The 14,373-nt window shown below is 63.9% G+C and carries 14 protein-coding genes; 1 reads left to right on the top strand and 13 read right to left on the bottom strand.

Annotated features, from left to right (window positions below; genetic code table 11):
- Positions 1–31: 31 nt before the first annotated feature.
- The 8 genes from LB538_RS23320 to LB538_RS23285 all read right to left on the bottom strand — a co-directional run bounded on the left by LB538_RS23320 (position 32) and on the right by LB538_RS23285 (position 7,912).
- A complete protein-coding gene (locus LB538_RS23320) occupies positions 32–436 on the bottom strand; it encodes a Fur family transcriptional regulator (protein ID WP_042640862.1) in 405 nt (134 codons plus the stop codon).
- 148 nt (positions 437–584) lie between these two features.
- Entirely contained in the window at positions 585–1,631 is a 1,047-nt protein-coding gene (gene mgrA, locus LB538_RS23315; RefSeq protein WP_224532712.1) for an L-glyceraldehyde 3-phosphate reductase, read from the bottom strand.
- A 112-nt stretch (positions 1,632–1,743) separates the two neighbouring features.
- Positions 1,744–2,886 carry a Gfo/Idh/MocA family protein gene (locus LB538_RS23310; RefSeq protein ID WP_224532714.1) on the bottom strand — a complete coding sequence of 381 codons (1,143 nt, stop codon included), beginning with the start codon at positions 2,884–2,886 and terminating at the stop codon, positions 1,744–1,746.
- Between the two features lie 5 nt (positions 2,887–2,891).
- Positions 2,892–3,644, bottom strand: a complete 753-nt coding sequence (locus LB538_RS23305) for a sugar phosphate isomerase/epimerase family protein (RefSeq protein WP_224532716.1) — start codon at positions 3,642–3,644, stop codon at positions 2,892–2,894.
- 24 nt (positions 3,645–3,668) lie between these two features.
- Complete coding sequence (locus tag LB538_RS23300) at positions 3,669–4,769, bottom strand: ABC transporter ATP-binding protein (protein ID WP_224532718.1); 1,101 nt, start codon at positions 4,767–4,769, stop codon at positions 3,669–3,671.
- A 2-nt stretch (positions 4,770–4,771) separates the two neighbouring features.
- On the bottom strand, positions 4,772–5,704 hold the full coding sequence (locus LB538_RS23295; protein WP_224532719.1) for a carbohydrate ABC transporter permease: 933 nt from the start codon (positions 5,702–5,704) through the stop codon (positions 4,772–4,774).
- Positions 5,697–6,590: a carbohydrate ABC transporter permease gene (locus tag LB538_RS23290; RefSeq protein WP_095769228.1), complete on the bottom strand. Its 894-nt coding sequence runs from the start codon at positions 6,588–6,590 to the stop codon at positions 5,697–5,699. The genes LB538_RS23295 and LB538_RS23290 overlap by 8 nt, the downstream gene beginning before the upstream one ends.
- 83 nt (positions 6,591–6,673) lie before the next feature.
- Positions 6,674–7,912: an ABC transporter substrate-binding protein gene (locus LB538_RS23285; RefSeq protein ID WP_095769227.1), complete on the bottom strand. Its 1,239-nt coding sequence runs from the start codon at positions 7,910–7,912 to the stop codon at positions 6,674–6,676.
- A gap of 384 nt (positions 7,913–8,296) precedes the next feature.
- On the opposite strand from LB538_RS23285, the gene LB538_RS23280 reads away from it, so the two are divergent.
- Positions 8,297–9,343 (top strand): LacI family transcriptional regulator, encoded by a 1,047-nt coding sequence (locus LB538_RS23280; RefSeq protein WP_224532720.1) that lies wholly within the window; start codon positions 8,297–8,299, stop codon positions 9,341–9,343.
- Positions 9,344–9,476: 133 nt separating this feature from the next.
- Here the strand turns inward: LB538_RS23280 and gndA are convergent, their stop codons facing one another.
- From gndA to LB538_RS23255, 5 genes are all read right to left on the bottom strand, one after another.
- The gene (gndA, locus tag LB538_RS23275) at positions 9,477–10,964 is read right to left on the bottom strand and encodes an NADP-dependent phosphogluconate dehydrogenase (RefSeq protein ID WP_224532104.1); all 1,488 of its coding nucleotides are present in this window, start codon (positions 10,962–10,964) and stop codon (positions 9,477–9,479) included.
- Positions 10,965–11,153: 189 nt separating this feature from the next.
- The gene (locus LB538_RS23270; RefSeq protein ID WP_224532059.1) at positions 11,154–12,782 is read right to left on the bottom strand and encodes a copper resistance CopC/CopD family protein; all 1,629 of its coding nucleotides are present in this window, start codon (positions 12,780–12,782) and stop codon (positions 11,154–11,156) included.
- A gap of 52 nt (positions 12,783–12,834) precedes the next feature.
- Positions 12,835–13,353, bottom strand: a complete 519-nt coding sequence (locus LB538_RS23265; RefSeq protein WP_224532060.1) for a YcnI family protein — start codon at positions 13,351–13,353, stop codon at positions 12,835–12,837.
- A 29-nt stretch (positions 13,354–13,382) separates the two neighbouring features.
- Positions 13,383–13,937 carry a copper chaperone PCu(A)C gene (locus LB538_RS23260; protein ID WP_224532061.1) on the bottom strand — a complete coding sequence of 185 codons (555 nt, stop codon included), beginning with the start codon at positions 13,935–13,937 and terminating at the stop codon, positions 13,383–13,385.
- An 88-nt stretch (positions 13,938–14,025) separates the two neighbouring features.
- Positions 14,026–14,373, bottom strand: a complete 348-nt coding sequence (locus tag LB538_RS23255) for a DUF2946 family protein (protein WP_224532062.1) — start codon at positions 14,371–14,373, stop codon at positions 14,026–14,028.

Below are 14,373 nucleotides of genomic sequence, written 5' to 3'. Positions count from 1 at the left end.
TTGCTCCGCCCTAGTATGACGAAGTGAAGGCTTACGCAGCCTCAGCCCTGCACTTGGCGCACACACCGCGAAACTCAATCACCGCCTTCTTGGCTGCAAATCCCGTCGAGCGCACCCATTCGTCCAGCCGGTGGCCGACATCGTGGTCGGACATCTCGGTCACCTGGCCGCAATTGTCGCAGATGGCGAAGGCCGTCATCGAATGGCTGTGGTCGTGCGGCTCGGCGCAGGCGACGAAGGAGTTGAGGCTTTCGAGCCGGTGCACGAAGCCGGACTTCACCAGCGTGTCGAGCGCCCGGTAGACCTGCAGCGGCGCGCGGAAACCGCGCTCGCGCAGCTGGTCGAGCAAAGTATAGGCGCTGAGCGGTCCGCTGGACGCCTCGAGCTTCTCGAGCACGCAGAGCTGGTTCTTGGTCAGCGCATCTCTTGCCGTCATCTTGTTCGCCCAATCGACGCTCGCGGCAGATCTCGCGAACGACTTCAATTCCCCTGAGATAACGACGAACGAGCGATTTTGCCACTGTTTCCGCAGCTGCGCATCCCTTCTGATGCGCGCCCCGACGAGATGGTTCGCCAGCTGATCGCTACTTGCGCGGCGGCCCCTTGCGTTCGGCCGAAGCCGCCCAGAGGTTGATGTCGGACTCGCGGGCGTGGCTGTCGATCTCGGCGAGCTCGGCGTCGGAGAACTCGAGCGCCTTGAGCGCGCCGACGCAATCCTCGACCTGTTCCGGCCGGCTGGCCCCGATCAGCGCCGTGGTCACGCGGCCTTTGCGTAGCACCCAGGCCAGCGCCATCTGCGCCAAGGTCTGGCCGCGGCGGCCGGCAATGGCGTTGAGCGCCTTGATGTTGGCGATCGACTTGTCGTTGATGAAGGCCGGTCGCAACGACTTGCCCTGGGATGCGCGGCTGCCCTCGGGGATGCCGCCGAGATATTTGTCGGTCAGCATGCCCTGCGCCAGCGGCGAGAACACGATCGAGCCGATGCCGAGCCCCTCCAGCGTGTCGAGCAGCCCATCCTCCTCGACCCAGCGGTTGAGCATCGAATAGCTCGGCTGGTGGATGAGGCAAGGGGTGCCGAGCTGGCGCAAAATGTCGGCTGCTTCCCGCGTGCGCTGCGAGTTGTAGGAGGAGATGCCGGCATAGAGCGCCTTGCCCGAGCGCACCGCGTGGTCGAGCGCGCCCATCGTTTCTTCGAGCGGCGTCTCGGGATCGAAACGGTGCGAATAGAAGATATCGACATAGTCGAGCCCCATTCGCTTGAGGCTCTGGTCGAGGCTGGCCAGCACATATTTGCGGCTGCCCCATTCGCCATACGGACCATCCCACATCTCGTAGCCGGCCTTGGTCGAGATGACCATCTCGTCGCGGTAGGCGGCGAAATCGGTGCGCAGGATCTCGCCGAACGCGGTTTCGGCCGAGCCGGGCGGCGGGCCGTAATTGTTGGCGAGGTCGAAATGCGTGATGCCGAGATCGAAGGCCTTGCGCACGATCGCCTGCTTGGTCCTGTGCGGCGTATCGTTGCCGAAATTGTGCCATAGCCCGAGCGAGATCGCCGGCAGCTTCAGGCCGGACCGTCCGCAGCGGTTATAGATCATCTTCTCGTAGCGATTTTCGGCGGCGACATAGGGCATAGGGAATCCTTGGGATCGAAACGGCGCGGCGACCACCGCCAGCCTGATTTGAATCGATGCTTGCCCCTAACCCTTACCCTCTCCCCGCCGGAACGGGGAGAGGGGTTGCCACCTACTTTTTCTTCGCCAGCAACGCCTTCGCGTCCTTGACGCCGAGCGCGGCCGGCCGCTCGCAGGTCGTCTGCATGGCGACATATTTGCCGCTTTCGCCCGAGCGCAGGATGCCGGTCATGACATCGACGGCGTGCAGCGCCAGCTCCATCGAGCAGCGGTGCGGCCGCCCTTCGCCAATCGCGATTGCCATGTCGGCAAGGCCGGCGGTGCGATAATTAGCCATCATGCCCTGGCCGTGCATCTCGTTCGGCACGCCGAACGGATGGTTCCACTTGGGCAGCCTCTTCACCGGCTTGGCCGAGTCGGTGAAGCGTACATCGCCGCCGAAGAAATTCGGATCCGGCACGAAGACGGTGCCCAATTCGCCGTAGAGCTCCATCGGCGCGTGGCCATGGCTCCAGACGTCCCAGCTGGTGTTGAGCGTGATCACCGCGCCATTCACGAATTCGAGCAGCGCATGGATGGTGGTCGGCGTGTTCACCGGGATCTTCTCGCCCGCCCGCGGTTTGGAGCTGATGGTGCGCTCCTTGGCCGGCGTCGTTGCGAAGGCGGCCACCTGCTTCACCGGCCCGATCAGCTGGATCAGGTTGGTGACATAGTACGGCCCGATGTCGAGCACCGGGCCGGCGCCCGGCTGGAAGAAGAAATCCGGGTTGGGGTGCCAGTGCTCCATGCCGTGGCCCATCACATGGCAGGTGCCGCTGGTGATCGCGCCGAGCTTGCCGCTGTCGATGAGATCGCGGACCAGTTGGTGCGCGCCGCCGAGGAAGGTGTCCGGCGCCGAACCGATGCGCAGGCCCTTCTTCTCGGCCCGTTTCTTGAGATCGAGCCCTTCCTCGATCGACAAGACGAACGGCTTTTCCGAATAGACATGCTTGCCGGCGTCGAGCACCGCTTTGGAGATTTCGTAGTGCACCGCCGGAACCGTCAGGTTGACGATGATGTCGATCTCGTCGTCCTTGAGTAGGTCGTTGACCGTCTCGGCACGCAGCTTGAACTCCTTCGCCCGCGCTTTCGCGGCCTCCATGTTGATATCCGCGCAGGCGCGCATCTTGATGCCGCGGAACAGCGGCGCCAGCGAGAAATACGCCTTCGAGATGTTGCCGCAGCCGATGACGCCGATGCCAAGTTTCTCTGCCATTTCGATTACTCCTGCCAGCTCTTGGCTGCTGCGATTGAGCGGCGGGCATAGCGCTCGATGTCGTTGGGGTTGTCCTGCTCCATGACGAAATACTGCGCCGCGCTCTTGGCGCGCAACGTCTTGAACAGGCCCGCCCAGTCGATCGTGCCGTGACCGACATCGGACCAGCCGTCCTCGTCCAGCCCCTCGCCCGGCTTCGCCATGTCCTTGACGTGGACGGCAACGATGCGCTTGCCATGCTTCTCGATCCAGGGCAGCGGATCGGCGCCGCCGCGCACCACCCAGGCGACGTCCATTTCCCAGCCGATGTCCGGTGCCGCGGACAGGATGTGGTCCTGCGGCAGCGAGCCGTCCGCAAGCGCCTTGAACTCGAAATCATGGTTATGCCAGGCAAAGCCGTAGCCAGCCTTTTCTGCCACTTCGCCGACCTTGGCGAGGCGCTCGCCGAAGCCGCGCCAGCCGGCGGCGTCGGACGGCCGCTGATCGGGCATCAGATAGGGGCAGATCAGCAGCCTGATGCCGAGCGCGTCGGCGATCTTGCGCACGCCGTCGAAATCGTTCTCCAGCGCCTCGATCGAGAAATGCCCGGTCGGCATCGCAAGCCCGTTCTTGTCGAGCTCGGCGCGAAACGCCTTCGGGTCGTCATAGACGCCGCCAAAGCCTTCGACCTGGCTGTAGCCGAGCTCGCCGAGCATTTTCACCACGTCGTTCCATGGTTGAAAATTGCGAGCGCTGTAGAGTTGGAATGACCAGTTCATGTCCTGTCCGTTCTGCTTGGGAGGTTAAAGGCGGTTGCCGGTCTGGGCGTCGAAGAGCGAAGCGCGCATCGGATCGAAGCCGACGGTCACCGCCTCATCATTCCGGGGCGTACGCTCCGAGGTAACCCGGACGCTGAATTTCTGTTGAGCGAGCTGCAGCCAGACCAGCGTGTCGGAGCCCATCGGTTCCACCACTTCGACTTTGCTGGCCGCCGAGAATGGCCAGCCGGCGCCGCTGTTCAGACTCACATGTTCGGGCCTGATGCCGAACACGGCTGGTCCGGGTTCCGGCTGCCGATCGAAACCATAGGTACTGAGTGGAATCTTCAGACCATCGGCGAGAAAATGCCAGCCGCCATCCGCGTTTTCCAAATGGCCGTCGACAAAGTTCATCGCCGGCGAGCCGAGGAAGCCGGCGACGAAGCGGTTGACCGGACGGTTGTAGATGGTCTGCGGCGCGTCGAGCTGCTGGATGACGCCGCCCTTCATCACCGCGATGCGGTCGGCGAGCGTCATTGCCTCGATCTGATCGTGGGTGACGTAGATCATGGTGTTTTCGAGCTTGCGGTGCAGCAGCTTGATCTCGACGCGCAGTTCCGCCCGCAGCTTGGCATCGAGATTGGAGAGCGGCTCGTCGAACAGGAAGACGTCGACGTCGCGCACCAGTGCCCGCCCGATCGCCACGCGCTGGCGCTGGCCGCCGGAGAGCGCCGAAGGCTTGCGCTGCAACAGCGGCTCGATCTGCAGGATCTCGGCGGCGCGTGCGATGCGCTTGGCGATCTCGTCCTTGGCCAGGCCGGCAACGCGCAGACCGAAGGACAGGTTCTTCTCCACCGTCATCTGCGGATAGAGCGCGTAGGACTGGAACACCATGCCGATGCCGCGGTCCTTAGGCTCCTCCCAGGTGACGTTCTTGCCCTTGATGAAGATGCGACCTTCCGAAATGTCGAGCAGGCCGGCTATGCAGTTGAGCAAGGTGGATTTGCCGCAGCCGGACGGTCCCAGAAGCACGATGAACTCGCCCTCGGCGACGTCGAGATTGAGCGTCTTCAGCACCGACATCACACCGAAATTGAGCGACAGGTCCTGGATCGAAACGCTGGGATTGGCGATTGCCGCTGCCATCATCATCCTTTCACTGCGCCGGCCGCGATGCCGCGCACAAAGAGCTTGCCGGAAATGAAATAGACGATGAGCGGAACGAGTCCGGTGAGGATCGTCGCGGCCATGTTGACGTTGTATTCCTTCACGCCCTGCACCGAATTGACGATGTTGTTGAGCTGCACCGTCATCGGGTAGGTGTCGGGGCGCGTGTAGACGACGCCGAACAGGAAGTCGTTCCAGATGCCGGTGACCTGCAGGATGATGGCGACGATGAAGATCGGCAGCGACATCGGCAGCATGATGCGCAGATAAATGCCCCAGAAGCCGGCGCCGTCGACGCGCGCCGCGCGGAACAGCTCCTCCGGCATCGACGTGAAATAGTTGCGGAACAAGAGCGTCAGGATCGGCATGCCGAAGATCGAATGCACGATCACAAGGCCGGTCAGCGTGCCGTATATGCCGATCTCGCGCAGGATGATGACGATCGGATAGATCATCACCTGGTAGGGAATGAAGGCGCCGACGATCAGGATGATGAAGAAGGTGTCGGCGCCCTTGAAGCGCCAGTTGGCCAAGGCATAGCCGTTCACCGAGGCGATCGCGATCGACAGCAGCACCGACGGCACGGTGATGCGTACCGAATTCCAGAAACCGCGAGAAAGCCCGTCGCAGTTGAGGCCGGTGCAGGCGGTCGCCCAAGCTTTCACCCAGGGTTCGAAGGTGATTTCCATCGGCGGCGAGAAGATGTTGCCGAGGCGGATTTCCGGCATGCCCTTGAGCGACGTGACGATCATCACGTAGAGCGGCAAAAGGTAATAGAGCGCCACGACGATCAGCGTGCCGTAGAGAAAGATGTTGCGGCGCGAGAGCGCATGCCGCGGCTTCGCGCCGGCGGGCCCGGCGTCGTCGCGCGGAAGGACGCCCGCATCGGACGGGGAGGCAGTGACATCAACCACGCCGGCGGCCTCCGAACTCGAGATAGGCCCATGGCACGATGACGATCATCACCGAGAGCAGCATCATGGTCGAGGCGGCGAAGCCCTGGCCGAGATTCTGGGCGAAGAACATGTAGTCGTAGACGTATTTTGCCGGCACTTCGGAGGCGATGCCCGGCCCGCCGCTGGTCTGCGCCACGACGAGGTCATAGACCTTGACGATGCCGGCGGCGATGATGACCAGCGTGGTGATGAAGACCGGCCGCATCATCGGGATGACGATGAACAGGTAGGTCTTCCACATCGGGATGCCGTCCACTCGCGCCGCCTTCCATATGTCTTCGTCGATGCCGCGCAGGCCGGCAAGCATCAGGCACATGATCAGCCCCGTGCCCTGCCAGAGCGCGGCGATGGAGATGCCGTAGATGACGATGCTGGAATTATAGAGCGGGTCGAAGCTGAAGCTCGTCCAGCCGAGGTCGCGCACGACGCGCTGGATGCCGAAATCCGGGTTGAGCAGCCATTGCCAGACCAGCCCGGTGACGATGAAGGAGAGCGCGAAGGGATAGAGGAAGATGGTGCGGAACGTATCCTCGAAGCGGATCTTCTGGTCGAGGAGCGCCGCCAGGACGAAGCCGATCACCAGCGAGAACACCAGCGAGATCACGCCATAGATCAGGAGGTTCTCGATCGAGATCAGCCAGCGCGGCGTCGCCCACAACCGATAATACTGGTCGAGGCCGACGAAGTTGAGCCGTGGCAGCAGCTTCGAATTGGTGAAGGAGTAGAGAACCGTCCACGCCGTGCCGCCGACGAACACCACAAGCGCGGTGAGCACCATCGGAATCGATGCGATCTTCGCATTGAGGTTACGGAAAAGCTGGTTGGGACGTTCGCTATTGCTCATCTCGACAGCCGGGCTGGGGCAATGAGGACATCATGCTCCCGACCCGTTAGGCAGGGGCCGGGAGCTGGCGGGGCGCCGGTAGATCAATCGGCCGAAGCGATGATGGCGGCGAAGCGCTTCTGCGCCTCTTCGACCGTCATGTCCGGCTTGGCGAAGAACTCGGAGAACAGGTCCTCCTTCTGCTTCTGGCTGTCCTGCGAAAGCAGTTGGTCCGTCCACGGCATGACGGCGCCCTTGGCGAGGATGGCGAGGCCCTTCTTCATGCAGTCGTTCGCCGCGTTGAGGTCGACGTCGCCCCGCACCGGCAGCGAGCCCTTCTTGAGGTTGAAGGCGACCTGGGTCTTCGGATCGAGCAAGGTCTCGGCGAGCACCGCCTGCGCCTTCGTCTTTGCCTCATCCTTGAGCAACGGGAAGTAGAAGGCGTCGCCGCCCGTGGCGATGACTTCGTTCAGGCCGAGGCCGGGCAGGCAGGTATAGTCCTTGCCGGCCGTCTTGCCGGCAACCTGGAACTCGCCCTGCGCCCAGTCGCCCATAATCTGGCCGGCGGCCTTGCCGGTGATGACCAGATTGGTGGCCTGATTCCAGTCCTGCACATTGGTGTTCTTGGCCATCTTGCGGGCGTCGTCCGCCGCCTTGAACACCTTGGCGATCTCCGGGCCTGCCGCGAAGGCGGCGTCCTTGTCCTTGTAGACCTTGAGGAACGTGTCGGTGCCCCCGGTCGCGGCCATCAGCACGTCGAAGGCGCCCGAGGCTTGCCAGGCCTGTCCGCCGACCGCGAGCGGAATGATGCCCGCCTTTTCCAGCGCCGGCGCATCCGCCACGAATTCATTCCAGTCCTTCGGCACAGGTAGGCCGGCCTTCTGGAAGGCCTCGTTGGACAGCCACAGCCACTGCCAGGAATGGATATTGACCGGCACGCAATAGATCTTGCCGTCGATGGTGCAACTATCGAGCAGGCTCTTCGGCCGCACGATCTCCGTCCACTTGTCCTTGGTGGCGATATCGGTGAGGTCGCGCATCAGCCCGGCCTGCACCAACTCCTCGGCCTGGCGGCCGTGGTTGAACTGGGTGGCGCCCATTGGATCGCCGCCGGTGATGCGGCTGATCATGATCGGCCGCGCCGTGCCGCCGGAGCCTGCAATGGCGCCGTCGACCCAGTGGTTGCCCGTCGCGTCGAAAGCCTTGGCAAGCTCGGCCACCGCTGCCGCCTCGCCGCCGGAAGTCCACCAATGGGTGACTTCCAGGTCGGTCGCGGCCGCCGGACCGGCGAAGTTGAGCGCAACTGTCGCGGCAAAGGCGGCAGTCAGGAATTTGTATCGCATTTCGGCTCCTCCCAGAATCTGAAACGTTACAGATTTTCGATACGGCAAATGATCCGCCTAGGCAACCCCTCGCCTTGAGGCCAGGCAAGGTTTTTTCGCGACGCGAACAAAATCTTTCTCCCGAGGCGGCAATGTCGGTGTCAGATCAGTCGATTGGTGCCAAAAGAAGGCCCAGACCGATATTTCTTTGTGATTCCAGCGACTTTCGGCTCCTCTCCGCATCCGCGATGCCGGCGGCGCGACCTTGCCGGTTGATCACGAAGATTGGCAATCTGTAACGTTTCAGTATATTGAGCCGAGCCGCAAACTGAAGGTCGCGCAAATGTCACCGCCGCACGATTGCCGGTCGGCCCCGCGACTGCTATGCGCCTGACGGGCGGGACGATGGATAGACGGATAACGAAGAAGGGCGACGACGACACGTCCGGCAAGGAACGGCCGACGTTGAAGACGCTTGCCTTCATGACCGGGCTGGGCGTCACGACAGTCTCGCGCGCGCTGAAGGATGCGCCCGAGATCGGCGCCGAGACCAGGCGCCGCGTCCAGCTCGTCGCCAAGCAGATCGGCTATCGCCCGAACCGCGCCGGCGTGCGCTTGAGAACCGGCAAGACCAACGTGATATCGCTTGTGCTGAACACCGAGCACGAGCTCATGAGCTTCGTCTCGGACATCATCTACGGCGTCACCGAGGTGATCGCCGACACGCCCTACCATCTGATCGTCACGCCCTATTCGCGCTCGCAGGATCCGCTGGACCCGGTGCGCTATCTGGTCGAGACGGGCTCGGCCGACGGCGTCATCATCTCGCGCACCCAGCCCAACGATCCACGGGCGCGCTATATGCTGGAGCGCGGCATTCCCTTCGCCACGCATGGCCGCACCGACATGGGGCTGGTGCATCCCTATCACGACTTCGACAATTATGCCTTTGCCGGCGAAGCCGTCCGCTACCTCGCCGGCAGGGGCCGCCACCGGCTTGCCCTGGTGACGCCTCCGGTCGGCCTCACCTATCACGGCCATACGGTCGCCGGCTTTGCCGATGCGCTGAGTGAGGTGGGTGCCAGCGAGGTGCCGTTCAACACCGTCTCTATCGATCAGTCGATCGAGCAGATCAGGATGCGGACCGCGCAATTGATGCGGCGCAAGGACCGTCCGGACGGCTTTGTCAGCAGCGCCGCCGCCGCGACGCTCGCCATCGTGGCCGGCATCGAGGATGCCGGGCTGAAGCTCGGCCGCGACGTCGACGTGGTGTCGAAACAATCGTCGGAACTGCTGCATCTGTTCCGGCGAGAGCTGCTCGTCGTCAACGAGAATTTCCGGCTCGCCGGCTCCGAGCTCGCCCGCGCCGTGCTCGGCTGGATCGGCGGCGCCGATCCAGGCACGCTGCAATCGCTCAGCACGCCGAGCGAGGTTTTGCCCTATCGCGGCTGACTGGCGCGACTTGAGGGGCAGGTCAGGCCGAGTCGAAAATGGTGGCTTCCGAGAACCGGAGCGGAGCGTACTTAAAGTACGTGAGCACCGGAAGCGCAGGAAGCCGCCATTTGCAGGCCGGCCTCACCTGGCCCTAGGCGGCCCCACTCCCCCATGGGCCATGAAACGCCCCCTCTTCCCCGATGCGCTCGAAGCCGTGCGCGCCGAAGAAGTCGCGCTGCGCCTGGATCAGGTTCGAGGTGCCGCGTCCTTGGCGGTAGCTGTCGAAATAGGCGAGCGCCGACGACAGCGCCGGCACCGGCGAGCCGGCCTCGGAGGCGCGCCCCACGATGCGCCTCAGCGACGGATGCGCCTCCTTCATCATGGCGATGAAGGCCGGCGCCATCAGCAGATTGGTGGAAGCGCTGCCTGAGCCGAAGGCCTCGGCCATCGTGTCCAGCATCTGCGAGCGGATGATGCAGCCGGCGCGCCAGATCTTGGCGATGGTCGGCATGGGCAGATTCCAGTTGAATTCCTTGGAGGCGCCGCTCATCACCGCGAAACCTTGCGCGTAAGCCCCGATCTTGCCGGCGAACAATGCCAACTCCAGGTCCTTGAGCAGCGCGCCGCTGTCGCCGGAAATCTTTTCGACGCCGATATTGCCATAGGCCTTTTCCGCCGCCTGCCGCTCATCCTTGATCGAGGACAGCACGCGCGCCGCGACCGCCGCCTCGATCGCCGTCGCCGGAATGCCGAGCTGCTGCGCTTCGATGACCGACCATTTGCCGGTGCCCTTCTGCCCGGCGCGGTCGAGGATGATGTCGGCAACCGGCTTGCCGGTCTTGGGATCGTCGGCGGCGAGAACTTTTGCGGTGATCTCGATCAGGTAGGAATTGAGCCGGCCCTTGTTCCATTCTTCGAAGACCTTGCCGATCTCCTTCGGCGCCATGCCGAGGCCGTCGCGCAAGATGCCGTAGATCTCGGCGATCATCTGCATGTCGGCATATTCGATGCCGTTGTGGATGGTCTTGACGAAATGGCCGGCGCCGTCGGTGCCGAGCCAGGCGGCGCAGGGCTCGCCCTTGAACTTGGCCGAGATCGCCGTCAGCACTTTCTCGACGCGCTTCCAGGACTCCTCAGTGCCGCCGACCATGATCGAGGGGCCGTGCCGCGCGCCCTCCTCGCCGCCCGACACGCCCATGCCGATAAAGGTCAGGCCCGAGCCGGACAGCTCCGAGAAGCGGCGCATCGTGTCGCGGAAATTGGCGTTGCCGGCATCGATCACGATGTCGTTGGCCGACAGCACGCCGCGCAGCGCCGCGATCTGCTCGTCGACCGGCTTGCCGGCCAGCACCATGATGATGATCGGCCGCGGAGGCCGGATCGCGGCGGCGAGCTCCTCCAGGCTGTAGCAGGGAACGACCATGTCCTTCAGCGAACCGGCACTCTCGACAAAGGCGTCGGTGCGCGACGGCGTGCGGTTGAAGACTGCGATGCGGTGCCCGTGCTCGGCGATGTTGAGCGCCAGGTTGGAACCCATCGTGCCAAGGCCGATCAGGCCGATTTCGGCTTTTTCCATCGTTTCTTCCCTGCGTTCGGATGCTTCTTGTAGGCTGCGTCCTGGAGAACGCCTTTCCCAGATGAATGACGGGCCTTGGCGGCGGCGTCAACCGTCTCGCAGAATTGTGTCGAGGTCGGTGAGACCAAGGGTGAAGACTGAGGGCGAAATGGTGAATGGTGAATAGTGAAATGGACAGGCGAACGTCGTCGCGACGCGGAAACGAAAATCGCCTGCTATTCACCATTCACTATTCACCATTCACTCTCAATTTCACTCTGCGCGAATATTAATTGGCGCCTCGACCTTCACCACCTCGAAGTCCGAAACGAGGATATCGAGCCGGGCGTTCCAGCGGCCGGGAAGCGGGATAGCGAGATTGTCGATACGCCAGGTGCCGTCGCCGGGTTTTCTCGCCGGCCACTTGATCGGCTCGATGCCGGAATCCGGCTTCGACAGCACCAGCGTCACCGCCTTGGCGTCGAGAGGCCCGAAATCGCCGGTCATGATCATAATCGAAGCGGCGACCTCGCCGGCATGGCCTGGCGTGATGCTGAGATCGGCCATCGCCTTCAGCGCATGGACGTGGATCGACACCGGCTGCGCGGCGGCGATCGCCAGCGCGCGTGGCGGCGGGGTGAAGCGCCAGCCGGCGGCGACGCCGAAAATGGCAAGCACGATGACCACCTCGATGCCGATCGAGCGCGCCATCCGCCGCTGCACCTCGGTGTCGCCGGCCTCGGCGGGCGCGGTCAACGTCCAGCGGTTGATGGCGGCCAACGTGAACAGGAAGAGCAGCAGCGTGAGCTTGAGCAGCAGCAGCCGGCCATAAGCGGTATGGATCAGCGCCGCCGGCTGCTGCACTTGGATGATCGCCAGCACGATGCCGCTGGCGGCAAGGACAGCCACGACCGGCAGGATCGCGCGCGAGAAGCGCCGCAGAAAGACCTTCGCTTCCGCCGGCTGCTGCCGCAGCGCGAGGCCGAGCGGCGCCAGCGCGCCGGCCCAGAAGGCGATCGCGGTGTCGTGCAGGAACACCAGCGGCCGCGTCAGCCATTGCGGTTCGGCGGCGCTGGCGTGACCGCTCGCAGCAAGGGCCGCGCCAACACCGAGCAGTGATACGGACGCCGCCAGCTTGCGCAAGCCCGACGGTCCGGCAAGAGAAAGCAAAGCCAAGCCGAGCGCGATCAGGCCGAGCAGCATCGTCCAGACGAAGCTCGTCTCGAGCGCGGTCTTCCAGACAGCCGGTGTCGCAAACCGGGCGAGCGGCGCGCCGAGCGCATCCAGCCCCTGCAGGCCGAGCGAAAGCGGCGCTCCGACGAGACCGATAAGAAGCGCCGCGATGACGAAGCGTCGGCCGCGGCGCCGGTCCTCGGCGAGCCAGGCAAGTGCGAACGCGCCGCCGATGCCGAGAAAAAGTCCGGCATAGAGAAACAGCTTGCCGAGCCAGATCGCTGCCCGCAGCGTCCAGTCGACGGCCTCACCCGCCATTGGTGCCGCGCTTGGCGCGCCCATGGAAAACAGCGCCGAGCCGCCGACCGGATGACCATCGACCGAAACGACTCGCCAACTCAGCACATGCGTGCCGGATTTGAGCGCTTCGGGATTGTCGATCTCGACGGTCTGGTCCTTGAGGCGGAAGGATGTCAGCGCAAGCTGTGAGCCGTCCGGCCGCACAAGCGTCAGCACCAGCGGCGAGACGGGCTCGCTGAAGGTCAGCGAGAATTTGCCGGGACTTTGCGTCAGCACGGCGCCGTCAGCCGGGTCGGTCGCGACCAGCGCGGCATGCGCCAAAGCGCGGCCGGGCACGACGAGCAGCGCCATCGCCACGAGCATTGCCGCCAGCCAGACAAGCGAGCCGGCAAGCATGCAGTTCATCGAGGAAGGCAGTGCTGCGTTCATGCCGTCATAACTGGAAATGTTGGCGCATCCCGAGGGAGCGCGCCAACAGAGATCATTTCTTCGGCAGCAATTTGATGCCGGGCGCGGGCGTTTCCAAGGCGTCCTCGTCCTGGCCGGCCGCCGGGATCTCGATCCAGCGCTCGGCGACGTCGCCGCATTCCTGCACCACCGGGAAATAGAGCATCTGGCCGGCCGGCAGATCGGCCGCCAGCGAAGCGCGGAAGACGAATTCGTCATAGAATTCGTCCGGCAGATTGCCGCCGCTCCAGTCGATTTCCTTCACGCCGGTGGTCAAGGTCTCGCCATAGAGCTGGTAGGATTTCTCGTATTTGCCCTTCTTGACCTGCAGCGTCCAGCCGGGCTTGGGCATCGGCTTCACCGCGATGGCGCCTTCGGGTATCTGCACACGCACCGCGGTCGTTGCCTTGCCCTCGCAGCCATGCGGCACGCGCAAGACGGCCTTGTAGGTCGAGCCGACGGCCGCTTCCTGCGTTTCGAGCGTGATGTGGGCGAGCGCGGCATTGGTCCCGAGCGCGCAAAGCGCGCCCGCCGCCAAAACATACTTCTTCATGAATTGTGCCTCGATTTCGAATTGACGGGTTAGTCGGCGTGATCCATGTCCATATCGCCGGTGCCCGTCTCGCCCATGCCTTCGACGGCGAACTCGACGGTGACGCTGCCCGCCTTCTCGAAGGTCAGCGTCGCGGAGAATTTCTCGCCCTGCTTCGGCTGCCGCTTCAAGCCGGTGAACATCAGGTGATAGGCGCCCGGCTTCAGCGCGACCTTGCCGCCGGCCGGGATCTCCAGCCCGCCCTCGACCGGCCGCATGGTCATGACGCCGTCCTTGACGCCCATCTCATGCAGTTCGGCCTTTTCGGAGATGTCGGAGGAGATCGACAGCAGCCGGTCCGGCGCGCTGCCCTTGTTGATCACGGTGAAATAGCCGCCGCCCACCTTGGCGCTCGGCGGCGTCGCCCGCGACCAGGGATGCTCGATCTCGAGATCGCCGACCTTGAACTCATGCGCCAAGGCGGCGGGAATGCAGGCCAAGAGAAGAAAAAGGCTGAGCACGGCAAGGCCAACGCGCAGCAGGAGGTGAAACGGCGGCGCGCCGCGAAGGGCGAAGGCTTGCGCTTTGGGAAGAAGATTGGACATGGTTGCTCCATGAGTACGGGATCGCGCCGGAATGCGGCCGCGAACAGTCTGATCTTTGGATGAATAGGCCTGCGGAAGGTTCCGCGGATCAGACCATCGCCGGCGGCGCGCGCGGATTGGCCGGAGACCGGTCGCGGGCGAAATCCTGGTGCCGGAAGGCCGGAAGCTGGAAGGCGACGGCCTCGAAAAGCTGGGTCCTGGCCAGGGCGACGGCCTCTGGCGGCGGGATATGCGCCGCCGAAACCATGTTGCAGCCGAGCGAGCAGCAGGCCGGCAGATGTTGTTGGTGGGGATCGCCGCCGGGGAGTTTTACAGCCCCTTCATGCGTGCAGATGACGTTGCCGAAGGCGTCGACCTGCGAAGGCGCGCCGAAGGCGAAAGCGCCGAGAGAGGACTGCAGCAATAGAAGCAGCGCCGCGACGAACGCGGCCGGCAT

This window comes from Mesorhizobium sp. Ca11 (assembly GCF_020165275.1).
Taxonomy (GTDB): Bacteria; Pseudomonadota; Alphaproteobacteria; order Rhizobiales; family Rhizobiaceae; genus Mesorhizobium.
Note: the sequence above shows the minus strand (reverse complement) of the source record. Positions and strands in the feature narration are given on the sequence as shown.

Bases quoted from the DNA above. Each gene is read 5' to 3' on its own strand.
- LB538_RS23280 (WP_224532720.1), top strand. From the start codon at position 8,297: ATGGATAGACGGATAACGAAGAAGGGCGACGACGACACGTCCGGCAAG.
- LB538_RS23285 (WP_095769227.1), bottom strand. From the start codon at position 7,912: ATGCGATACAAATTCCTGACTGCCGCCTTTGCCGCGACAGTTGCGCTC.
- LB538_RS23265 (WP_224532060.1), bottom strand. From the start codon at position 13,353: ATGAAGAAGTATGTTTTGGCGGCGGGCGCGCTTTGCGCGCTCGGGACC.
- mgrA (WP_224532712.1), bottom strand. From the start codon at position 1,631: ATGCCCTATGTCGCCGCCGAAAATCGCTACGAGAAGATGATCTATAAC.
- LB538_RS23310 (WP_224532714.1), bottom strand. From the start codon at position 2,886: ATGGCAGAGAAACTTGGCATCGGCGTCATCGGCTGCGGCAACATCTCG.
- LB538_RS23255 (WP_224532062.1), bottom strand. From the start codon at position 14,373: ATGCCGGCCGCGTTCGTCGCGGCGCTGCTTCTATTGCTGCAGTCCTCT.
- LB538_RS23300 (WP_224532718.1), bottom strand. From the start codon at position 4,769: ATGGCAGCGGCAATCGCCAATCCCAGCGTTTCGATCCAGGACCTGTCG.
- LB538_RS23290 (WP_095769228.1), bottom strand. From the start codon at position 6,590: ATGAGCAATAGCGAACGTCCCAACCAGCTTTTCCGTAACCTCAATGCG.
- LB538_RS23320 (WP_042640862.1), bottom strand. From the start codon at position 436: ATGACGGCAAGAGATGCGCTGACCAAGAACCAGCTCTGCGTGCTCGAG.
- LB538_RS23270 (WP_224532059.1), bottom strand. From the start codon at position 12,782: ATGAACGCAGCACTGCCTTCCTCGATGAACTGCATGCTTGCCGGCTCG.
- LB538_RS23305 (WP_224532716.1), bottom strand. From the start codon at position 3,644: ATGAACTGGTCATTCCAACTCTACAGCGCTCGCAATTTTCAACCATGG.
- LB538_RS23260 (WP_224532061.1), bottom strand. From the start codon at position 13,937: ATGTCCAATCTTCTTCCCAAAGCGCAAGCCTTCGCCCTTCGCGGCGCG.